Below are 20721 nucleotides of genomic sequence, written 5' to 3'. Positions count from 1 at the left end.
CGTGCCTATCTGTCACCCATGAGTGCAACCCTGCTGACCGCCCGCGCGATTGTGCGCCTCTCCCCGCTCGAGGAGGGCGAGGATGTCGCTGCCTTTCTCCAGGGCCTTGTCACCAATGATGTGACCGGGCCCCTGCCCTGCTATGCCGCGCTGCTCTCGGCGCAGGGCAAGCACCTGTTCGATTTTGTGGTGTGGGGAGACGGCGCCGACCTGCTGCTCGATTGCGAGGCCGCCCATGCGGACGAGCTGGCGAAACGCCTGTCGATGTATCGCCTGCGCCGCCAGATCGCGATCGCCCGCGACGAGAGCCTCGCCGTCCACTGGGGCCGCGAGGCGCGCGAGGGCGCGGCGGCGGACCCGCGCCTTGCCGCCCTCGGCGACCGCTGGCTCGCAGCGCCGCAGGGCGAGAGCGCCGACGCCGCGTGGCTCGCCCACCGCCTCGCGCTCGGCGTGCCCGAGGGGCGAGCCGAGATGGGCGACATCCTGTGGCTCGAAACCAACGCCGTTGAACTCGGCGGGGTGAGCTTCACCAAGGGCTGCTATGTCGGGCAGGAGAACACCGCGCGGATGAACTGGCGGCAGAAAGTGAACCGGCGGCTGGTGGTGGTGCCTCTGGCGCAGTCGGACGAGGCGCGCAGACAAGCGGCCTATGCCGACCTTGGCCTTGCGGTCGATCACCTCAGGGTCGAGGCGCTCGATCCTGCCGCCCTGCCCGATTGGCAGCGCGCCGCGCTCGAGGATCAGAGCTAAGCGGTCTGGTGCCCGGCGAAGCTCGCTTCGAGCATCGCCGTCGCCCGCTCGCGCGCCGCATCGCGCGGCAGGCCCAGCGACTTGGCCAGCGCCGCGCCGATCAGCGCATCGCCCAGCGCCATCAGCACCAGCGACAGGGTATCGCGGTGCAGCCGCCGCTCGGCGATATGCTCGGGCGGTTCGGTCGGGGCGAGTTCGTCGAGCAGGTCGTGGATCACAGAGATGATCGGATCGAGCGCATCCTCGTTGCCCGTCAGCAGCATCCAGCTGGTGAGCGCGCCCGCCCCCTCGCGGTCGAAGGCGTCGAAGGCAAGATCGACCACCTCGCGCGCCGAGCCCAGCCCGGCGCGGCTGGCGTGGACCGCCTGGAGGATCGTCTCGCACACCGTGCGCGCGAGATGCTCGGCGAGCGCGCGCTGGAGGCCCGAGGCCGAACCGAAATGGTGCAGGAGGTTGGCATGGGTGCGCCCGATGCGCGCCGAGACCGCCTTCAATGTCACCGATTGCGGTCCTGTCTCGATCAGCAGCGCGCGCGCGGCTTCGAGCGCGGAGCTGCGCGATTCCTCGGGAGTTAGCCTCTTTCTGGCGACCATAGGGTCAAGCCCCTAGGGCCATTTGCAGGTGCGAACAAGACCCGCGCCCGCGCGCACGGTGCCAGTGCCTCACCAGGCCCCGGTCAGGCCCTGATCAGGCAGCACGGGCGAGCGGTGCCGGGTCCATGTCGGCCTCCAGATCGAGCGCATACTCGACCGAATCGACCATCGCCCCGCGCCCGGTGCTGAACCGCTGGCCGGGCTTGCCGGTGGGCACGAAGCCAAGCTTTCTCAGCACCTTGCCCGAAGCCGGATTGTCCGCAAAGTGCCCCGCAACCACCCGTCGGTGGCCAAGCATCCGCGCAACCGCGAGCACGCCCCTGGCGGCCTCGGTGGCATAGCCGCGCCCCCAGTGCGCGCGCGCGATCCAGTAGCCCAATTCGCCCTCGCCCTGGTGCTCGCCAAGCCCGGCCGAACCGATCACGCCCGCGCCCGGCAGGGTCACTAGGAAATGCGGCAGGCGCGTGTTCTGCGGCAAGGCGGCAAAGCGCGCTGCGTCGTCCGGCGTGTAGGGCCACGGCGCGCGCGCCAGATTGCGCACGATCGCCTCCTCGCCGATGCCTGCGAGAATGGCGGCGCTGTCCTCTGGGAAGGCGGGCCTCAGGAACAGTCTCTGGCTGCGATGGAACACGAGTTCTCCCTTCCTCGCCCCGCGCCTGCCCCTAGGGACGACGCATGACAATTTCATGGCCGCGAAACTTTCGAATTCACGCGGCGCTGGTGAGGGAGAACGCGAAAGGGAGACGGACCCCCTCGGTTGAGGACGGTCCTGTCTCCCTCGGATGGAGGGCCTTGCACCCCCCGGGACCATCCTTGCGGACGATCCCTTCAGCGAATCGTCCGCTTATTCGGCCGCTTCGGCCATGGCGTCGACCGAGACATACTTTCGGCCGAGCTTGCCCGCATGGAATCGCACCACACCGGCTTCAAGCGCGTAAAGGGTGTGATCCTTGCCGATGCCGACATTCACGCCCGGGTACACGCGGGTGCCGCGCTGACGGATGATGATGTTGCCGCCGATCACTTCCTGACCGCCGAACTTCTTGACGCCAAGGCGACGACCGGCCGAATCACGACCGTTGCGCGACGAACCGCCTGCTTTCTTGTGTGCCATGGTTCACCTCGCTCCTTATTCGGCCGATTCCGCCGCGGGGGCGTCTTCGGTCTTGGTCTTCTTGGCGGCGGCCTTCTTCGGCTTTTCGGCAGCAGCCGCGCCGACGGCGGTGATGCGCAGCAGAGTCATCTGCTGGCGGTGGCCGTTCTTGCGGCGATAATTGTGACGGCGGCGCTTCTTGAAGACCACCACCTTCTCGCTCTTGGCCTGGGCGATGATCTCGGCCGAGACGGTCACCGCAGCGGCATCGGCGAGGGTTTCACCTTCGCCGGCCAGCAGGACATCGCCCAGCGTGATCGTATCGCCGGCTTCTCCGCTCAGCTTTTCAACGGCAATCTTGTCTCCGGCGGCAACCCGATATTGCTTGCCGCCCGTGCGCACTACAGCGAACATGGCTTTAAACTCTCTTGTCTGTGCAGTGTCCGGCAGCACGGCTTGCGCCACGAAAACCGAACGGCAATGCGGGGCCTGCGCAGATGCAGCCCCGTAAGGAAGGCGAGCCGTTAGGGGAAAGGCGGCTCCAAGTCAACGCCCTCGCGCGCGGCCCGTCACCAAAAAGTCGGACGAACCGAACAGTCGGGACGCTTTGCCATCGCGAGGTGTCATGGTAACGGGACATGGGATCTCTATGCGCGCACATCTGACAAAATCCGCCATTCTCGCACTGTCCTGTGCAGGCCTTGCCGGCTGCGCGGGCACGGCGGGCGATTACCCTTCGCTGGCAATGCGCCCGTTCGAGGATGGCACCGCGCCGGCCGCGGCCGCTGCGCCGTCCGCCCCGATTCGCCCCGCGGTCAGCCCCGCCCGTCTTGCCGACCTGCGCGCCGCAGCCGCGAGCGCAGACAGCACCTTTGCAGCGCGCGCGCGGGAGGCGGAGGCGCTCGTCCGCCTGGCCGCCGGCCGCCCCTTCGAAAGCGGCGAGCGCGCTGCCGCCATGGCCGCACTTGCCGATCTCGATGTGGCGCGCGGCAGGACCGCTGGCGCGCTGGCCGCGCTCGATGCGCTCGCGGCCGAGGCTGCGGGCGCCTTGAGCCCCGATCCGGCGCTCGCCGCGGCACAGGGCGAAGTCGCCGCGACCCTCGCCCGCGAGGACGCGGCGATCGCGCAATTGTGGGGAGCGCTCGCCTCATGAACCTGGCCTGCGCCACCTGTCCGGTGAAGGAGACCGCCGCCTGCGCGGTGCTCACTCCCGAGGAACGCGACGCGATGGCCGCCGCCGGCCGCACCCGCACGCTGAAGCGCGGCGAGATGCTGTTTGCCGCAGGCGACGAGGATGCGGCCTGCGCCACCCTGCTGACCGGCGCGCTCAAGGTCTCGGCGATCGATGTCGACGGCAACGAGCAGATCCTTGCCCTCGTCCACCCGGCCGGCTTCATCGGCGAGCTGTTCGCGCCTTTCGCGCATCACGACGTGGTGGCGCTGACCGAAAGCCGGCTGTGCACCTTCGCGCGCACCGACATCGAGCGCGCGATCGAGGATTACCCCGCGCTCGCCCGCGCGCTGCTGCGCCGCAGCCAGGCGGACCTGCTGGCGACCCGCAACCTCCTCGAACTCACCGGCCACGCCAGCGCCGAAGCGCGGCTTGCCGCCCTGCTCCACGATTTCGCCGCCGCCGCGAGCGAGAGCTCGTGCCACCTCGCCAGTCATTTCGAGCTGCCCCTGACCCGCGGCGAGATCGCCAACATGCTCGGCCTCACCATCGAGACCGTCAGCCGCAAGCTCGGCGAGCTGGAAGACACAGGCGCGATCCGCCGCGAGGGCAAGCGCGGGATCGCGCTGCTCGATGCGGCGATGTTACAGGCCATTTCGGGACGGTAAGGCCCGCCGCGAAAGCGGCCCACAAGGCTTTTCCCACAAAGAAACAAAGACACAAAGAGGGCGTGCCGGGTAGCGGCCTTGCGCTCTTCATCTTTGTGCCTTGGTGTGAATCAATCCGCAGCTGTGCTGCCTAACCTTTGTGCCAGGTCCGTGCCCAAAGCCAAAATGCCCCGGCGCTTGCGCGAGCCGGGGCAAAGGGTCGGGGCGGCAGCGGGGGAGAGGAGCGGCCGCCCCGCGGGGGGAGCGTGTCGGGTCAGCGCACCAGCGCGGCGATCACCGCGACCGCGAGGCCCCAGACCACCAGCAGCACCGGCAGGATCAGCACCTGGATGGCCGCGTCTTTGGCTGCGAGGCGTCCGGTATTGGTCTGGATGCCCTTCGCCTCGAACTCGCCGAGGGTCTGCGGCGCGCTGCTGTTGCCCGCAAGGCGCGTCCACAGCGCGGGCACGCCGAAGCCGGCGATGATGAACACCACGAAGATCGCCATCGGGATCGCCAGCACCGGATTGGCAAAGGCGCTGCCGACCACCAGCAGGAAGCCGAGATAGCCCGCCACGGTCGCCCCGTAGAGCGCGGTGGGGAGGCCGAAATTGCGGTCGGCCTCGACCTGGTGGCGGACGGGGGCCGCGTCGGGGGCTTCGACGATCCGCGCGTCGCCGCTGGCAAGAAGGTCGTGGACGATGTGGCTCATGGGGTGATCCTTTCCGTTGTCGGAACGGGATTACCCGGTGCGGCCAGCTCCTGCTTTGACCGGAATCAAATCAACCCTGCCAGCGGGCGAGGTCTTCGTGGTCCTGCGCGCGCGGCTCGATCCAGTGCCAGCCGTCGGCGCGCTTCTCGCGCTTCCAGAACCACGCGGCGCTCTTCAAGTGATCCATGCAGAAGTCGACCGCGCCCAACGCATCGCGCCGGTGGAGCGCTGCGGCCGAGACGCAGACGATCGGCTCGCCCGGGCGCATCATCCCGACACGGTGGACCATCAGCAGGCCCATCAGGGTGAAGCGTTCGAAGGCGGCGTCGGCCAGCTGGTGCATCCCGGGCAGCGTGAGCGGCGCGTAATGGCTGAGTTCCAGCGCCTCGACGCCGGTATCGCTGCGGACCTCGCCGACAAAGGTGCACACCCCGCCAAGGCCGGGGTTGGCGTTGCTGAAGGGCCCGATCAGCGCGCCCGGGAAGAACGGCGCATCGAGAAGGCGGATGTCGCGCATCAGCCGCCCGAGACGGGGGGGAGGAGCGCGATCTCGTCGCCCGCACCGGCCTGGAGCTTGTGCTTGTTGGGCACCAGCGCGCCGTTGACCGCGACACGCACGCGCGGGTCCTCGATCGCCTCGGCAAGCATCGCGGGGAGCGCGGCCTTGAGGCCCGCCCAGTCGAGCCCGGCGGCAAGCGGCAGCGGCACCGTCAAGGCCGGCGCGCCGCCGAGGTCGGCGAGCTTGCCGAGGAGGACGACGGTCGCCATCGCTCAGCCGCCCGTCATCGACATGTGCCGCGCCAGCGCCGGGGCGGCCCCGCGCGCGTCCATGCGGAAGTGGTGCTTCTCGGGCTTGATGCGCAGCGCCTCGTCGAGCGCGGCGGCGAGTTGCGCCTCGGGATCGTCCGAACGCAGCGCCGCGCGCAGGTCGACCCGCTCGCCGCCGCCCAGGCACGGGAAGAGCTGGCCGGTGGCGGTGACGCGCAGGCGGTTGCAGCCCGAACAGAAGTTGCCGGTGTGCGGAGTGATGAACCCGAGCCGCCCGCCGGTCTCGGCGATATTGACATATGTCGAGGGCCCGCCGGTCTTGTGCGCGGAGTCGGTGAGCGTCCAGCGCTGCGCCAGCCTCTCGCGCACGGTGTCGAGCGGGAGATACTGGTCGAGCCGCTCCTCCTCGACATCGCCCAGCGGCATGACCTCGATGAGGGTGACGTCGTGGCCCTGCGCGTGGCCCCAAGCGACAAGATCGGGCAGTTCGTCCTCGTTGACGCCCTTCAGCGCCACCGCGTTCAATTTGACCTTGAGCCCCGCCGCCTTGGCCGCGGCGATCCCTTCGAGCACGGCCCCCAAGCTGTCGCGGCGGGTGAGCTGCGCGAAGCGTGCCGCATCGAGCGTGTCGAGCGAGACGTTGACCCGCCTGACCCCGGCGCTCGCCAGCGCCTCGGCATGGCTCGCGAGCTGCGTGCCGTTGGTGGTGAGGGTCAGCTCCTCGAGGCCCCCGTGTCCCTCGGGCCCGATGCGGCGGCCGAGCGCTGCGAACAGGTCGATGATGTCGCGCCGCACCAGCGGCTCGCCCCCGGTGATGCGGATCCTGGTGACGCCGCGCGCGATGAAGCCGGTGGCAAGATCATGGAGCTCCTCGAGACTGAGCACCTCCTTCTTGGGAAGGAAGGTCATGCGCTCGGGCATGCAGTAGGAACACCTGAGGTCGCAGCGGTCGGTGACCGAGAGGCGCAGATAGGTGATGCGGCGCATGAAGCCGTCGACCAGCGGACGCTGGGCACCGCCGATGCGGATCAGGTCAGGCTGGCGGGCTTCGTGGGGCAGCACGGCATCATTCATGGCATACCAGATACTGCCCTGTCACCCCGGGCGCATCTGCCAAAAAGCGCAAGGTCGCCGACAGCGCCTCGCCGTGGGTGCCCGAGACAATATTGATCCGCTTGGGGGCAGATTCGCGCGCCAGATCGCGGGCAAGCGCAAGCCGCCAGTCGCGGTGGTCGGGGCCGGCGGGCGGCAGGATGATGGTGAGCGCGCTTGCAGCGGGGTCGGCAATCAGCGCGCGCGCAGCTTCGAGATGGAGCGCCATGAAGGCGGTCTGCGCGTCGAGCGCGCTTGCCGGCAGCAGGCCTGTCTCGATCTGCCGCTGCATCGGATCAGCGGCGCTGGCGGTGGAGGGTGATACCGATCTGCTCGTTGCCTTCCGCAATGGCGAGCTTGACGATCTTGACCGTCACCGCCTCGACCTTGGCATCGGCGACGAACAGCGTCTCGCAGATATGATCGGCGACCGCCTCGATCAGCTTGAAGTGGACGCCTTTGGGCAGCCCTTCGGAAGCGGCGAACTTCAGGTCCATGTAGTTCTTCGACGCGTCCAGAGACGTGTCGGGATCATAGCGATCCGCCACCTTGTAACGCGCCGCGATCGAGATGCGCAGCGGCTGGGGCCTGCCGGTCTCCTCGGAATAGATGCCGGTCAGGACATCGACGACGAGATCATTCACTTCAAGGGTCAGGGTGTCGGTCATTGCGGGGCCCGTTGGCAGGATGGGGCGGGTAAGTCCAGCCTTGGCTCGTGCCCACCCCCTCCCGCTTGCGGGAGGGGCCGGGGGTGGGCCCGTCAGCTATTCGACCACCGCGCGAAGATCGCCGTCGGCAGCAGCCTGCCGCCCTCGCCCTCTTCCCGCACCGCAAGGTCGCCATGTTCGATTCTGCCCGGCAGATGCCCGAGCGCCTCTTCCAGCAGCCCTGCAATCGCAAGGCTGCTCATGCGCACCGCATAGACGGTGAGGAACAGGAAGCGGCTCTCGCCATCCAGCAGCCGCGCGCAATCGTGGACAAGGCCGGGCAGGTGCTCCTCGAGCCGCCACACCTCGCCCTCGGGGCCGCGTCCGAACTTGGGCGGATCGAGGATGATCCCGTCATAGCGCTTGCCCCGCCGCACCTCGCGCGCGGTGAACTTGGCGGCATCGTCGGTCAGCCAGCGGACCGGGCGATCCTCCATCCCTGACAGCGCGGCGTTCTCGCGCGCCTGGGCGACCGACTTCTTCGAGGCATCGACATGGGTGACCCTGCCCGCCTGCGACAGCGCCAGCGTGCCGAGGCCGGTGTAGCCGAACAGGTTCATGGTCTCGGCTGCGTCCATCCCGGCGAGCTGCTCGCCCATCCAGTCCCACACCGGGGCCATGTCGGGGAAGAATTGCAGGTGCCGGAACGGCGTCGGGCGGGCGGTGAAGCGCACCTCGTTCCACGCGAGCTGCCAGCCTTCATCGGGCAGGCGGCCGGAAAACTGCCAGCGCCCGCCGCCGTCCTCGTCCGAACCGGGGATGAACTCGCCCGCTGCCTGCCAGTGCTCGCGGCGCGGCTGCCACAGCGCCTGCGGCTCGGGGCGGATGAAGCTGTAGGGGCCGAAGCTTTCCCACTTGCGCCCCGCCCCGCTGTCGAGCAGGCGATACGAATCCCACCCCTCGCAGACCATCACCAGCGGCTGCTGGACGAGGGCCGCCATCAGGCCTGCCCGGCGTGGCCGAGCACGTAATCGCGGGTGGCGGCGTAATCGCCGGCGATCTCGACGTAGCTTTCCTCGCGCCCGAACAGGTCGCCGACCCGCGCCGGCAGCGCCGGGCGCATGCCGATGGCGCGCTCGACCGCATCGGGGAACTTGGCCGGGTGCGCGGTGGCGAGGGTGACGACCGGGACGCGCAGATCGATCGAATCGTCCTTCACCGCATCGCGCGCAGCAGACAGGCCGACGGCGGTGTGCGGATCGATGATCTGCCCGCTCGCCTGCCAGGCCCATTGCATCGCCCGGGCGGTTACGATCTGGTCCGCGCGCAAGGCGGTGAACAGCTCCCGGATGCCGGTGCCCTGGGCATTGGTGAGGCGCATCGCCTTGCTCGCCTCGAAGCTGCGCATCTGCTCCGCCAGCGCCGCCGCGTCGCGCCCGCCGGCATCGAACAGCAGGCGTTCGAAGTTGGAGGAAACCTGAATGTCCATCGACGGGGTGATCGTGGGGGTCACGCCGCCGGCCGAATAGTCGCCTTCATTGATCGCGCGGCGCAGGATGTCGTTGACGTTGGTGGCGACCACCAGCACCTCGATCGGCAGGCCCATCTTCGCTGCGACATAGCCGGCGAAGACATCGCCGAAATTGCCGGTCGGCACGCTATAGGCGACCGTGCGGTCGGGCGCACCGAGTTGCAGGGCGGAGGCGAAGTAATAGACCACCTGCGCCATCAGCCGCGCCCAGTTGATCGAATTGACCGCGCCGAGGTTGAGCACGCCCGTCACGGCGCCATCGGTGAACATCCGCTTCACGTGGGCCTGTGCGTCATCGAAGCTGCCTTCGATCGCGAGGTTGTGGACATTGGGGCTAAGCACCGTGGTCATCTGGCGGCGCTGCACGTCGCTCACCCGGCCCTTGGGGTGGAGCATGAAGATTTCGGTCCGGCGGCGCCCGGCCACCGCGTGTATCGCCGCCGAGCCGGTGTCGCCGCTGGTCGCCCCGACGATGGTGAGGCGCTGGTCGCGGCGTTCGAGGAAGGTCTCGAACAGCCGGCCGAGCAGTTGCAGGGCGATGTCCTTGAAGGCGAGCGTCGGCCCGTGGAACAGTTCGAGCAGCCAGTGCTGCTCGTCGAGCTGCACCAGCGGCGTGATGGCGGCGTGGGCGAACTGGCCGCCATAGACGCTCGAGCAGATGTCCCCGAGCTCCTTGTCGGTCAGGCTGTCGCCGACGAAGGGGCGCATCACTTCCCATGCGATCTGCCAATAGGCCGCGCCGCGCAGGTCCCGGATCTGATCGGGCGTGAAACGCGGCCATTCGGCGGGGACATAAAGCCCCCCGTCGCTGGCGAGCCCTGCGAGGGTGACCCCTTCGAAATCGAGCGCCGGTGCGCTGCCGCGTGTCGAGACGTATTGCATATGCGAAGGCGCCTAGAGCGATTTCAAGGGAAATGGAACATTCCTGACTCGGAAATCGCGGCCATCAAGAAATGCGCCCTCGCCGCCGCAATGCCAGCACGTAGATGACCAGCGCGGTCAGCGCGAAGAAGAACCATTGGACGGCATAGGCCAAGTGGTTGTTGGGGAGGTCGCCGGGATCGGGGGGGGCGTTGGGTTCAAGACCCGCGAGCGGCGGGTCGGCGACAAGCCGTGCGAAGCCTTCCGAATTGGGCACGATCCACCCGCTGACCGGCCCGCCATCCCACTTGGGCGCGGCGGGGTCGCGCGACCATCCGACCTGCACATAGGCGGTGCGATCGCGTTGCGGCGGCCCTTTGTCGATCCCGCACAGCACGATGTGGACGAAGCCGCTCTGCCCGCTGGCGTTGCGACCCGAGATCGACCGCCAGTCTCCGCTGGTGAAGGCGCACTCGATGGTGCTGCGGCGATAGAGCGCCGCGTCGACCGCCGTCTGCGATGCGACGGGATAGGTGACCGGCTGGGGGTTGCTGACCGCGGCCTCATAGCGCACGATCAGCGCTTCCTTCTCGGCCTTGCGCTGGAGCTGCCAGATGCCGAGCCCCACCATCGTCATCGCCGCAGCGATCACCACAATGGTCGAGAAGATCGGAATGCGGCGGGTCACGGCTGGCTCTCTTCGTATTGGTGATAGACCCACATGGTCTTCCAGAACCGCAAGGCGAAGACGACGCTCGCCACCGTCACCGGCCCCCAGAACAGGAAGGTCGCCCACAGCGGCGGGCGCAGCCATTCGTCCACGCCCAGCGCAGCGAGGATCAGCACCAGCGCCAGCAGCATCGTCACCACGCCCACGAACCGCCCACCGCGCTCAAGGCTGAGGATGTTGAGGCCGCAGGCCGAGCATTCCTCCGCCAACTGCGCGGCCCCCCCGAACAGCGTGTGCGCCCCGCAGCGGGGGCACAAACCGGAAAGGGCAGCCGAGACCAACCCCGGCTGCCCCTTGTTTTGCTCAGGACCGGAAGGCCCCGCACTCATCAGTGGTATTCGGCGCCCCAGCCGCCCCAGACGTAGATGGCGACGAACAGGAACAGCCACACCACGTCGACGAAGTGCCAGTACCACGCCGCCGCCTCGAAGCCGAAGTGCTGGCGCGGGGTGAAGTGGCCGAGGTACGCGCGGTAGAGGCACACGGCGAGGAAGATCGTCCCGATCAGCACGTGGAAACCGTGGAAGCCGGTCGCCATGTAGAAGGCGCTCGAATAGGTGTTCCCGCCGAAGCCGAAGGGCGCGGCGGAATATTCGTAGGCCTGGATCGCGCTGAACAGCACGCCCAGCGCCACGGTCGCCCACAGGCCCTGCTTGAGGCCCTCGCGGTCACCGTGGATCAGCGCGTGGTGCGCCCAGGTCACCGTGGTCCCCGAACACAGCAGGATCAGCGTGTTGAGCAGCGGCAGCGCGAAGGGATCGAGCACCTCCATGCCTTCGGGGATGAAGGCCGCCACGGCGCCCTCGGTGCCGAACAGGCTGGTGGTCGCGCCGGTGGCGTGGTCATATTCGAGCGCGGTCGGGAACAGCGCGAAATCGAAGAAGCTCCAGAACCAGCCGACGAAGAACATCACTTCGGACGCGATGAACAGGATCATCCCGTAGCGCAGGTGCAGCTGCACCACCGGGGTGTGATCGCCGCGCTGGGCTTCGATCACGATGTTGCGGAACCACATGAAGAAGGTCGCGATCAGCCCGGCAAGGCCGAGGCCGAGAACGATCTGGCCGCTCTGCCCGAACACGTCGGGATGGAAGCTCAGCACCATGCCGCTGGTGAAGGTCAGCGCCGCGATCGAGCCGACCAGCGGCCAGATATCGGGTTCGAGAATGTGGTAATCGTGGTTTGCCTTGCCAGCCATGTGGATGTTCCCGTCCCTGGGTTAGCGGATCAATCGGTGCTCCGGGGAGCCGCGTCCTGCGGCGCCTCGGCGCGGTGGAAAGTATAGCTCAGCGTGATCTGCTCGACACCCTTCATGTTGGGGTCCTCGAGCATCGCCGGATCGACGAAATAGAGCACCGGCATGGTCACTTCCTGCCCGGGGGCGAGGGTCTGCTCGGTGAAGCAGAAGCACTGGACCTTGTTGAAATACTTGCCGGCCTGTTCGGGGGTGACGTTGAAGGTGGCAACCCCGGTGATGGTGTGTTCGGAATTGTTGCGTGCCACATAGGTCGCGATATCGCGCTCGCCGATGGTGACGGTGTCGGTGGCCTGCGCGGGCGTGAAGGTCCACGGCATGCCCATCGCGGTGGTCGCATCGAAGCGGATCGAGATCGTCTGGCCCGTTGCCGCCGCGGCTGCCGCTGCCGCCTTGCTGTCGGAGGCGATCATGGTCGTGCCGCCGAAGCCGGTGACCTGGCAGAACAGGCGGTAGAGCGGGACCGAGGCATAGCCCAGCCCCAGCATCGCCAGCGCGCCGGCCAACGCCATCGCACCCGTGCGCAGGTTGCTGCGCGCGGTATCAGGCGAAAGGGGCGCGGCCGATGCCATCAGTGCTGGCCTCCGATGCGCACGATGGTGATCGCGTAGAACAGCACGACGAAGAAGATCAGCGTGCCCGCAACCACCAGATTGCGGGCCTTGCGGCGGCGGAGGAATTCGCGTTCCTCGTCCGGGGTCATGCGATGACCCCCTGATAGGCCGCGAGCCGGTCGGCCACCAGCGCGGCGAACAGCACGAAGAGATAGACGATCGAGAACTTGAACAGCGTCTTCTCGGGCGTCATCGCGTCCACTTCGGCGCGCATGCGGGTGAAAACCGGCAGGGCGAGGATCACGAACAGCGCCGAGAGCACCACCGCGACCGAACCGTAGATCCAGCTCGTGGCCCCGATGGCCCACGGCGCGATGGCGATGGGGGCGAGCAGCAGCGTGTAGAGCATGATCTGGCGGCGCGTCGCGCGCTCGCCCGCGACCACGGGCAGCATCGGGATGCCGACCTTGGCGTAGTCCGATTGCACGAACAGCGCGAGCGCCCAGAAATGCGGGGGCGTCCAGAAGAAGATGATCGCGAACAGCAGCAGCGGCATCGCGGTGATATCGCCCGTCACCGCCACCCAGCCGATCAGCGGCGGAAAGGCGCCCGCGCCGCCGCCGATGACGATGTTCTGCGGGGTGCGCGGCTTGAGCCACATGGTGTAGATGACGGCGTAATAGATGATCGCGCCCAGCAGCAGCGCGGCGGCGAGCCAGCCGACACCAAGCCCCATCAGCACCACCGAGACCGCCGACAGGAAGATCCCGAAATCGCGGGCATCCTCGCGCCGCATCCGGCCACCGGGGAGCGGACGGTTCATGGTGCGCTTCATGCCGGCGTCGATGTCGGCTTCCCACCACATGTTGAGCACCGCCGACCCGCCAGCGCCCATCGCGATGGCAAGGATCGCGGTGAAGGCGATCACGGGGTGGATGGTCCCGGGCGCCGCCAGCACGCCGCAGATCGCGGTGAAGATCACCAGCGTCATCACCCGCGGCTTGGTGAGCGCGAGGAAATCGCGCCACTCGGCGGGCATCATGGCGGTGGTCGAAGGCGCGGTGCTTGCCATTGTTCCTAGCGGTTCCATTGCGAAGGAGCGCGGCCTCGGACCGCGCTCCCCCTCGTTCATTGCGCTCCGGCGAGGGAGCCGATCAGACCCGCGCCCCTCAGGCGGTGGCGGGACGGTGATCGTGGTAGTCGTGCGCATCCGTGATGACGGGGAGCGTTTCGAACTGGTGGTAGGGCGGCGGGCTCGGCAGGGTCCATTCGAGCGTCGTCGCGCCTTCGCCCCACGGGTTCGCCTCGGCCTTCTTGCCGGCCATCAGCGCGTAGAGGATGTTGACGAAGAAGAACAGCATCGAGCCGGCCATGATGTAATAGCCGTAGGAGCTGATCTGGTGCCAGAAGTGGTAGGCTTCGGCGTAATCCGGATAGCGGCGCGGCATGCCCTGCATCCCCAGGAAGTGCTGCGGGAAGAAGATCACGTTCACGCCGACGAAGAAGGTCCAGAAGTGGATGTGGCTGAGGAGCTCGGAATGCATCCGCCCGCTCATCTTCGGGAACCAGTAGTAAAAGCCGGCGAACATCGAGAACACCGCACCCATCGACAGCACGTAGTGGAAGTGCGCGACGACATAGTAGGTGTCGTGCAGGTTGTCGTCGATCCCGCCATTGGCGAGCACCACGCCGGTCACGCCGCCCACGGTGAACAGGAAGATGAAGCCCAGCGACCAGACCATCGGCGACTTGAAGCTGAGGCTGCCGCCCCACATCGTCGCGATCCAGCTGAAGATCTTCACGCCGGTCGGCACCGCGATCACCATGGTGGCGGCGGTGAAGTACATCTTCGTGTTCACGTCGAGGCCCACGGTGTACATGTGGTGCGCCCAGACGATGAAGCCGACCACGCCGATCGCGACCATGGCGTAGGCCATGCCGAGGTAGCCGAACACCGGCTTCTTCGAGAAGGTGGCGACGATCTGGGAGATCATGCCGAAGCCCGGCAGGATCATGATGTAGACTTCCGGGTGGCCGAAGAACCAGAACAGGTGCTGGTAGAGCACCGGATCGCCGCCGCCGGCCGGGTTGAAGAAGGTCGTGCCGAAGTTGCGATCGGTCAGCAGCATGGTGATCGCCGCGGCGAGCACCGGCAGCGCCAGCAGCAGCAGGAAGGCGGTGACCAGCACCGACCACACGAACAGCGGCATCTTGTGCAGGGTCATGCCCGGCGCACGCATGTTGAAGATGGTGGTGATGAAGTTGGTCGCCCCCAGGATCGAGCCCGCGCCCGCAAGGTGCAGCGAGAAGATCGCGAAATCGACGGCGGGGCCCACCGAACCGCTGGTCGAAAGCGGCGCATAGACCGTCCAGCCGGTGCCCGCGCCGGGGCCGGTGCCGCCCGGAACGAACAGCGAGAACAGGAGGCTGAAGAAGCCCGCGACGGTCAGCCAGAAGCTGACGTTGTTCATGCGCGGGAAGGCCATGTCCGGCGCGCCGATCATCAGCGGCACGAACCAGTTGCCGAAGCCGCCGATCATCGCCGGCATGACCATGAAGAACACCATGATCAGGCCATGCGCGGTGATGAACACGTTCCACATGTGCAGCGCGGTGTTCAGATCATTGCCGCCGCCCATGAACTGGGCCCACCATTGCAGGTACTGGATGCCCGGCTCCTGCAACTCGACCCGCATGATGCCCGAGATGGCACCCCCGACGATCCCCGCGATGATCGCGAAGATCAGATACATCGTGCCGATGTCCTTGTGGTTGGTCGACATGAACCAGCGGGCGAAGAAGCCCGGCTTGTGGTCCGCGTGATCGTGGGCGCCATGCCCGTGATCGTGGTGGATGTCGAAGCCTTCAGCGGTGGTTGCCATGATCAGCTACTCTTCTCAGGTCAAATCTGGTGGGTTCAGCCGGCGGTGGTGGCGGCGGCAGGCTCGGCGGCGGCGGCAGCCGGGGCCGCGGCGGCTTCCTCGCCGGGCATGGTGCCGCCCTGCGCCTTCACCCAGGCGGCGAATTCGGCCGGCGGCAGCGCTTCGACGACGATCGGCATGTAGCCGTGACGCGCGCCGCACAGTTCGGAACACTGGCCGTAATAGACGCCCGGCTCCTTGATGGTCAGCAGCTTTTCATTGAGACGGCCCGGCACCGCGTCCATCTTGAACCACAGCGAGGGCACCGCGAAGGCGTGGATCACGTCGCTCGCGGTGGTCTGGATGCGCAGCGGCACGCCGGCGGGCACCACCATGCGCTTGTCGACCGCCAGCTGGTGCGGCTCGCCCGCCTTGGCGGCGACGGCCTCGTCCAGCATGTTCGAGACAACTTCGAAATCGCCATGGTCGGGATAGGTGTAGCCCCAGTACCACTGGTAGCCGGTCGCCTTGATGGTGACGGCGTTGGCGGGCGGGGTTTCGTACTGGCGCGCCAGCAGCGTGATCGAGGGGACGGCGATGATCACCAGGATGATCACCGGCAGGATCGTCCACACCACTTCGATCATGGTGTTGTGCGTGGTCTTGGAAGCGACCGGATTGGCGCGGCGGTTGAAGCGCACCACCACATAAAGCAGCAGGCCCAGCACCAGCAGGCTGATGATGGTGATCACCGGCAGCAGGATCACGTCATGCATCCACAGCGCATATTCGCCATTGGCCGAATACTGGTCCTGGAAGGTCAGGCTCTTCATCGCGTCGTCTTCGTAGGACGTCGGCATGCCCTTGCCCTTGGTCGGGGCCATCGGGGTATAGGTGCTCGCTTCCGCGGCTGCGGGGGCTGCCGGAGCGGCGGCGGGCGCGGCAGGGTCAGCGGGAGCCGCAGCCGGTGCCTGGGTGGCCGCCACCGGTGCTGCGGGGGCGGCGTCCTGCGCCGCGACGCTCAGCGGCGTCAGCGCCGCGAGCCCGGCAGCAACGACTGCCAGGAGTGCATTTTTCATACGGGTGTCCCTCTGACCCATGAGACTGTGTCCAAGTGGTTCGAATCTGATCCCATACTGCCCACAGCGTCCGGCCCCCTCGAGACCCGCCGCAGACAGCGTTTGGCCAGCCCTCGGGCCAGCTTCATCGTCGCCCTTAGCCGTGCTTGCCGAGGGCCTCAAGCGCTTCTAGGGAGAAAATTATGCATGGGCCCGTGCCGCGCGCGCAAGTCGGTGCCGACACGTAAGCTTTCCAAGGAGTTCGCCTGTGAATCAAGAGCAAGTTCTGGCCGAGTTCCGCGCCTCGGGCGCACTGCTCGAAGGCCATTTCAAGCTCTCTTCGGGCCGCCACAGCGGGCATTACCTGCAATGCGCAAGGGTGCTGATGAACCCCGCGCGCGCCGCACGGATTGCCGAGGCGGTGGTCGCGGGGCTGCCTGCCGATGTGCGCGCGGCCATCGACGTGGTGGTCTCCCCGGCGATGGGCGGGATCATCATCGGCCATGAGGTCGGCCGGGCGCTGGGCCTTGACGCGCTGTTCCTCGAGCGGCCCGAGGGCACCTTCCATCTGCGCCGCGGCTTCGCGATCGAGCCGGGCGCCAAGGTGCTGATGGTCGAGGATGTCGTCACCACCGGCCTTTCCAGCCGCGAAGCCATTGCCGCGGTCGCGCGCGAAGGCGGCGAGGTGATCGCCGAATGCGCGATCATCGACCGGTCCTGCGGGTCGGCCCAACTGGGCGTGCCTTTCTACCCGCTGCTCGCCATCGATTTTCCGACCTATGACGAAAGCGACATCCCCGAGGCGCTGGCGGCCTTAGAGGTGACGAAGCCCGGCAGCCGCAAGGAATAGCGCCCCCGATGATCCGCACCCTCGCCCTCGCCCTCGCGGCACTTGCGCTTCCGCAGGGGGCGATGGCCGACGATTTCGATGCCGAACGCGTCAATGCGGTGATCGAACAGGCGAAGTTCGACGGTGACATCGCCATCTCGACCCGCGTCGAGGACAGTGAATTCTACCGCTACGGCTATACCGGCCTGCTTCCCGAGCCCGCACGGTCCGACGCGGACGGGCTGACCTGGCGCTGGGCCTCGGTCACCAAACAGATGATCGCGATCCTGGTCATGCAGCAGGTGGAGCGCGGCAGGATCGATCTCGACAAGCCGGTTTCCGCCTATCTCCCCCCCTTCGGCTCGGCCAATGCGGGCACCGCGACGATCCGCAACCTGCTCCAGCACCGCGCAGGCCTGCCCAACCCGGCTGACACGCCCGCCTTCCACGAGCCCGGCTTCACCGGCAGCCGCGACCCCGTCACCGGTTTCTGTGCCGGCCCGGTCACCGGCCCGGCGGGCGGCAGTTGGGCCTACAACAATTGCGATTACATGGTGCTGGGCGCCGTCCTGCAAGCGGTGACAGGCGTCGCCTGGGACAAACTGTTCGCCCGCGACATCGCCGCACCGCTCGGCCTCGACACCCCGGGCGCCTATCCGGGCGAGGCGTGGACGCGCTGGGGGTTCATCGACGGCGAGCGCGAGCCACGGATCGACCTTTCGACCTATGGCGCATCGGCGGGCCTCTATGGGGGCTTGCGCGACATTGTCACCATCGACAACGCCCTGATGCGCGGGGAACTGCTGGGCCCCGAGGCGCTGGCCGAAATGTGGCGGGGCGATCCCGCGCTGGGCTCCATGGCGCTTGGCCAATGGGCATTCGAAGTGCCGCTGAAGGGCTGCGAGGGCCCGGTGAAGATCGTCGAGCGGCGCGGCGATGTGGGCGCAGTGCAGGTGCGCAACTTCATCCTGCCCGACCGCAAGATCGCAGTCGTCGCCTTCTCGCAGACCAAGCCCTTCGATTTCGGCGAAGTGTGGCAGGGGAGCGGCTTTGCCCACGATCTTCTCGCCGCGGCCGCCTGCCCGCAAGGAACCCCATGACCCCTTCCCACCTCCGCCTCGGCGTCAATATCGACCATGTCGCCACCATCCGCAACGCGCGCGGGGGCGACCATCCCGATCCGGTGCGCGCGGCCGAGATCGTCGCGGCTGTCGGCGGGGACGGGATCACCGCGCACCTGCGCGAAGACCGCCGCCATATCCGCGACGAGGACTTGGCGCGCATTCAGGCGGCGACCAATCTGCCGCTGAACCTCGAAATGGCGGCGACGGCGGAAATGCTCGCCATCGCCTTGCGCCACAAGCCGCATGCCGCCTGCATCGTCCCCGAAAAGCGCGAGGAGCGCACCACCGAGGGCGGGCTCGATGCGGCCGGGATGCACAACACGCTGGTGCCGATCTGCGAGGCACTGCGCGAGAGCGGCATCCGCGTCTCGCTGTTCATCGAGGCGGACGAGCGCCAGCTGGACGCCGCGCTGCGGTTGGGCGCGCCGGTGGTGGAATTCCACACCGGCGAATATGCCCACGCGTTCCTCGACAACGATGCCGAGCGCGTGACCCGCGAGCTGCGCCGCATCTCCGACATGGCAGCGCTGGCCGCCAAGAACGGGATCGAGCCCCACGCCGGCCACGGCCTCACCTTCGACAACGTCCAGCCAATCGCCGCCATCCCGCAGATCGCGGAATTGAACATCGGTCATTACCTCATCGGCGAGGCGGTGTTCGTCGGCCTCGAGAACGCGATCCGACGGATGCGCGAGTTGATGGACGCCGCAAGGTGAGGGGGGCGCGGTGACCGAGCCTGACCTTCCGGCGCTGACCGGCGAACAAAAGCGCTGGGCCTTTGGCGCCGCCGCGCTGTTCCTGCTGGCGGTGGGCTTCCTCGGCTTTGCCTTGAGCCAGAAGGTCATGATGGTCTTCGCGGTCGGCTGGCTCGCGCTGATGATCTTCGGCTTCGTCGGCGCGATCCGCGTGGCGAAGGGCGACTTCGCGCATCCGCTGTTCAAGGCGCAGGTGATGCTCCACGTGGTCGCGCTGGGCCTACTGGTAGCGGTCATTATCAGGGCGTTTCGTTGATTGCGCTCGCCCTCCGGCGAGCGATATCCTCGCTCATGCGACCTGAAGGTCGCGTCGCTGCGGGCGGCCGTTCGGCCTTGCGGTCGCTCCGCGCCCGAACCAGCGCATTCATTGGAGTTGCCTCGTGATCATCGGCATGGGCAGCGACCTCTGCAACATCGAGCGGATCGCCAACTCCCTCGCGCGCTATGGCGAGCGGTTCGAGAACCGCGTCTTTACCCCCGTCGAGATCGCCAAGGCCCGCCGGCGCCCCTTCACCATTGCCGGCACCTATGCCAAGCGCTTCGCCGCCAAGGAGGCCTTCTCCAAGGCGGTCGGCACAGGGTTCAGGCGCGGCGTGTTCATGAAGGACATCGGTGTCGTCAACGCGCCCTCGGGCGCGCCGACCCTTGCGCTCACCGGCGGCGCGGCTTTGCGGCTTGAAGAAATCTGCCCGAAAGGCCATGAGGCGCGCATTCACCTCACCCTTACCGACGATCACCCCTGGGCGCAGGCCTTCGTGATCATCGAAGCCATCCCCCTGCGCTAGGCCCCCCGCCATGGCTACCATCGAAAGCCCGCCAGTGACCGACAGCGAAACGCCCGACAAGATCAACTGGTTCGCCGAAATCCGCGGCCTTGCGCTGATGCTGCTCGCGGTGCTGGCATTCCACAGCCTGGTCGCCAAGCCCTTCTACATCCCCTCGACCTCGATGATGCCGACCCTGTGGGTGGGCGACCGGCTGGTGGTGAGCAAATATCCCTACGGCTGGTCCTGGGCCTCGGCGAGCTTCCACCTGCTGCCGCGCTCGGGCACCCGCATCTGGCCGGCCACCCCCGAATATGGGGACATCGTCATCCCCGTCCACCCGATGCGGGACGAGGACTACATCAAGCGCGTCGTCGCCCTGCCGGGTGACACCATCGAGGTGCGCGGCGGCCTCATCATCCTCAACGGCAACCCGATCAAGCGCGAGGTCGTGCCCGCGGTGCGCCTGCCCTTCGAGCCTGACCTGATGTGCCAGGACGACGGCGGCCAGCACCCCTGCCTCGACAATTACGAGGAGTTCCGCAAGACCGGCCCGGACGGCAAGGACTACTTCGATCCGCCGACCTGGCGCGAGACCTTCCCCAACGGCGCGACCTTCCTTACCATCGACTTCATCAACCAGGAGCTCGACAGCTTCGGCCCCTACAAGGTGCCTGAAGGCAGCGTGTTCGTGATGGGCGACAACCGCGATTTGTCCGCCGACAGCCGCGCCGCCCTGCCGCGGGGCTTGGGCGGGGCGGTGCCGCTCGCCAATATCGGCGGGCGCGCGGAGTTCATCACCTTCAGCCTCGACGGATCGACCACCTGGAACCCTGCAAGCTGGTGGACCAGCCTGCGCGGCGACCGCGCGTGGACCACCCTCAGGCCCGCCCTTGCCGAGACCAAGGGCGCGGCCGCCAAGTAAA

Annotated in this window: 28 protein-coding genes and 1 pseudogene; 9 read left to right on the top strand and 20 right to left on the bottom strand. The window is 67.5% G+C overall.

What is annotated here, in order from left to right; genetic code table 11:
• Positions 1-18 precede the first annotated feature (18 nt).
• A complete protein-coding gene (locus tag D620_RS0112145; protein WP_017666090.1) occupies positions 19-750 on the top strand; it encodes a YgfZ/GcvT domain-containing protein in 732 nt (243 codons plus the stop codon).
• Here D620_RS0112145 and D620_RS0112140 read toward each other — a convergent pair.
• The 4 genes and pseudogenes from D620_RS0112140 to rplU all read right to left on the bottom strand — a co-directional run.
• A complete protein-coding gene (locus tag D620_RS0112140; RefSeq protein WP_017666089.1) occupies positions 747-1343 on the bottom strand; it encodes a TetR/AcrR family transcriptional regulator in 597 nt (198 codons plus the stop codon). The two genes, D620_RS0112145 and D620_RS0112140, sit on opposite strands and share 4 nt — an antisense overlap.
• A 94-nt stretch (positions 1344-1437) precedes the next feature.
• Positions 1438-1974: a GNAT family N-acetyltransferase gene (locus D620_RS0112135; protein WP_017666088.1), complete on the bottom strand. Its 537-nt coding sequence runs from the start codon at positions 1972-1974 to the stop codon at positions 1438-1440.
• 213 nt (positions 1975-2187) lie between these two features.
• Positions 2188-2457, bottom strand: coding sequence for a 50S ribosomal protein L27 (gene rpmA, locus D620_RS0112130; RefSeq protein ID WP_026092181.1), 270 nt, complete (start codon positions 2455-2457; stop codon positions 2188-2190).
• A 21-nt stretch (positions 2458-2478) separates the two neighbouring features.
• Positions 2479-2850 (bottom strand): annotated as a pseudogene (rplU, locus tag D620_RS0112125) (50S ribosomal protein L21); the annotation flags it as partial.
• A 235-nt stretch (positions 2851-3085) separates the two neighbouring features.
• Here rplU and D620_RS0112120 point away from each other — a divergent pair.
• Positions 3086-3589 (top strand): hypothetical protein, encoded by a 504-nt coding sequence (locus tag D620_RS0112120; RefSeq protein ID WP_017666085.1) that lies wholly within the window; start codon positions 3086-3088, stop codon positions 3587-3589.
• Positions 3586-4275 carry a Crp/Fnr family transcriptional regulator gene (locus tag D620_RS0112115; protein ID WP_017666084.1) on the top strand — a complete coding sequence of 230 codons (690 nt, stop codon included), beginning with the start codon at positions 3586-3588 and terminating at the stop codon, positions 4273-4275. Before D620_RS0112120 ends, D620_RS0112115 begins: the two co-directional genes overlap by 4 nt.
• A gap of 253 nt (positions 4276-4528) precedes the next feature.
• Here the strand turns inward: D620_RS0112115 and D620_RS0112110 are convergent, their stop codons facing one another.
• The 16 genes from D620_RS0112110 to coxB all read right to left on the bottom strand — a co-directional run bounded on the left by D620_RS0112110 (position 4529) and on the right by coxB (position 16344).
• The gene (locus D620_RS0112110; protein ID WP_017666083.1) at positions 4529-4966 is read right to left on the bottom strand and encodes a hypothetical protein; all 438 of its coding nucleotides are present in this window, start codon (positions 4964-4966) and stop codon (positions 4529-4531) included.
• Between the two features lie 70 nt (positions 4967-5036).
• On the bottom strand, positions 5037-5483 hold the full coding sequence (locus tag D620_RS0112105) for a molybdenum cofactor biosynthesis protein MoaE (protein ID WP_017666082.1): 447 nt from the start codon (positions 5481-5483) through the stop codon (positions 5037-5039).
• Complete coding sequence (locus D620_RS0112100; protein ID WP_017666081.1) at positions 5483-5734, bottom strand: MoaD/ThiS family protein; 252 nt, start codon at positions 5732-5734, stop codon at positions 5483-5485. The genes D620_RS0112105 and D620_RS0112100 overlap by 1 nt, the downstream gene beginning before the upstream one ends.
• A gap of 3 nt (positions 5735-5737) precedes the next feature.
• Entirely contained in the window at positions 5738-6808 is a 1071-nt protein-coding gene (gene moaA / locus D620_RS0112095; protein ID WP_017666080.1) for a GTP 3',8-cyclase MoaA, read from the bottom strand.
• Positions 6801-7118, bottom strand: a complete 318-nt coding sequence (locus D620_RS0112090; protein ID WP_017666079.1) for a Rossmann fold domain-containing protein — start codon at positions 7116-7118, stop codon at positions 6801-6803. The genes moaA and D620_RS0112090 overlap by 8 nt, the downstream gene beginning before the upstream one ends.
• A 4-nt stretch (positions 7119-7122) precedes the next feature.
• Positions 7123-7494 carry a dihydroneopterin aldolase gene (locus tag D620_RS0112085; protein ID WP_017666078.1) on the bottom strand — a complete coding sequence of 124 codons (372 nt, stop codon included), beginning with the start codon at positions 7492-7494 and terminating at the stop codon, positions 7123-7125.
• A 92-nt stretch (positions 7495-7586) separates the two neighbouring features.
• Complete coding sequence (locus tag D620_RS0112080) at positions 7587-8474, bottom strand: class I SAM-dependent methyltransferase (protein WP_017666077.1); 888 nt, start codon at positions 8472-8474, stop codon at positions 7587-7589.
• Entirely contained in the window at positions 8474-9886 is a 1413-nt protein-coding gene (gene thrC, locus D620_RS0112075; RefSeq protein ID WP_017666076.1) for a threonine synthase, read from the bottom strand. Before thrC ends, D620_RS0112080 begins: the two co-directional genes overlap by 1 nt.
• 64 nt (positions 9887-9950) lie before the next feature.
• Complete coding sequence (locus D620_RS0112070; protein ID WP_017666075.1) at positions 9951-10553, bottom strand: SURF1 family protein; 603 nt, start codon at positions 10551-10553, stop codon at positions 9951-9953.
• Positions 10550-10852 (bottom strand): DUF983 domain-containing protein, encoded by a 303-nt coding sequence (locus D620_RS0112065; protein WP_017666074.1) that lies wholly within the window; start codon positions 10850-10852, stop codon positions 10550-10552. The genes D620_RS0112070 and D620_RS0112065 overlap by 4 nt, the downstream gene beginning before the upstream one ends.
• Before the next feature lie 71 nt (positions 10853-10923).
• A complete protein-coding gene (locus tag D620_RS0112060; RefSeq protein WP_017666073.1) occupies positions 10924-11793 on the bottom strand; it encodes a cytochrome c oxidase subunit 3 in 870 nt (289 codons plus the stop codon).
• A 29-nt stretch (positions 11794-11822) separates the two neighbouring features.
• On the bottom strand, positions 11823-12422 hold the full coding sequence (locus D620_RS0112055) for a cytochrome c oxidase assembly protein (protein WP_017666072.1): 600 nt from the start codon (positions 12420-12422) through the stop codon (positions 11823-11825).
• A complete protein-coding gene (locus tag D620_RS16885; protein WP_017666071.1) occupies positions 12422-12553 on the bottom strand; it encodes a hypothetical protein in 132 nt (43 codons plus the stop codon). The genes D620_RS0112055 and D620_RS16885 overlap by 1 nt, the downstream gene beginning before the upstream one ends.
• Positions 12550-13476 carry a heme o synthase gene (locus D620_RS0112045; RefSeq protein WP_017666070.1) on the bottom strand — a complete coding sequence of 309 codons (927 nt, stop codon included), beginning with the start codon at positions 13474-13476 and terminating at the stop codon, positions 12550-12552. The genes D620_RS16885 and D620_RS0112045 overlap by 4 nt, the downstream gene beginning before the upstream one ends.
• Positions 13477-13573: 97 nt before the next feature.
• Positions 13574-15286, bottom strand: coding sequence for a cytochrome c oxidase subunit I (ctaD, locus tag D620_RS0112040; RefSeq protein ID WP_017666069.1), 1713 nt, complete (start codon positions 15284-15286; stop codon positions 13574-13576).
• A gap of 35 nt (positions 15287-15321) precedes the next feature.
• Entirely contained in the window at positions 15322-16344 is a 1023-nt protein-coding gene (gene coxB / locus D620_RS0112035; RefSeq protein WP_017666068.1) for a cytochrome c oxidase subunit II, read from the bottom strand.
• Between the two features lie 247 nt (positions 16345-16591).
• Between coxB and pyrE the strand changes: the two genes are divergently transcribed.
• The 6 genes from pyrE to lepB all read left to right on the top strand — a co-directional run bounded on the left by pyrE (position 16592) and on the right by lepB (position 20720).
• Positions 16592-17173, top strand: a complete 582-nt coding sequence (gene pyrE, locus D620_RS0112030; protein WP_017666067.1) for an orotate phosphoribosyltransferase — start codon at positions 16592-16594, stop codon at positions 17171-17173.
• Positions 17174-17181: 8 nt separating this feature from the next.
• Complete coding sequence (locus D620_RS0112025) at positions 17182-18252, top strand: serine hydrolase domain-containing protein (protein WP_017666066.1); 1071 nt, start codon at positions 17182-17184, stop codon at positions 18250-18252.
• On the top strand, positions 18249-18992 hold the full coding sequence (locus tag D620_RS0112020; RefSeq protein ID WP_017666065.1) for a pyridoxine 5'-phosphate synthase: 744 nt from the start codon (positions 18249-18251) through the stop codon (positions 18990-18992). The genes D620_RS0112025 and D620_RS0112020 overlap by 4 nt, the downstream gene beginning before the upstream one ends.
• Before the next feature lie 10 nt (positions 18993-19002).
• Positions 19003-19287, top strand: a complete 285-nt coding sequence (locus tag D620_RS0112015) for a hypothetical protein (RefSeq protein WP_017666064.1) — start codon at positions 19003-19005, stop codon at positions 19285-19287.
• A 124-nt stretch (positions 19288-19411) separates the two neighbouring features.
• A complete protein-coding gene (gene acpS / locus D620_RS0112010; protein WP_017666063.1) occupies positions 19412-19816 on the top strand; it encodes a holo-ACP synthase in 405 nt (134 codons plus the stop codon).
• A 10-nt stretch (positions 19817-19826) separates the two neighbouring features.
• A complete protein-coding gene (gene lepB / locus D620_RS0112005; RefSeq protein WP_017666062.1) occupies positions 19827-20720 on the top strand; it encodes a signal peptidase I in 894 nt (297 codons plus the stop codon).
• The last annotated feature ends 1 nt before the right edge of the window (position 20721 follow it).

The organism is Porphyrobacter sp. AAP82 (genome assembly GCF_000331285.1).
Taxonomy (GTDB): domain Bacteria; phylum Pseudomonadota; class Alphaproteobacteria; order Sphingomonadales; family Sphingomonadaceae; genus Erythrobacter.
This window is presented reverse-complemented; position numbering and strand designations above follow the sequence as displayed.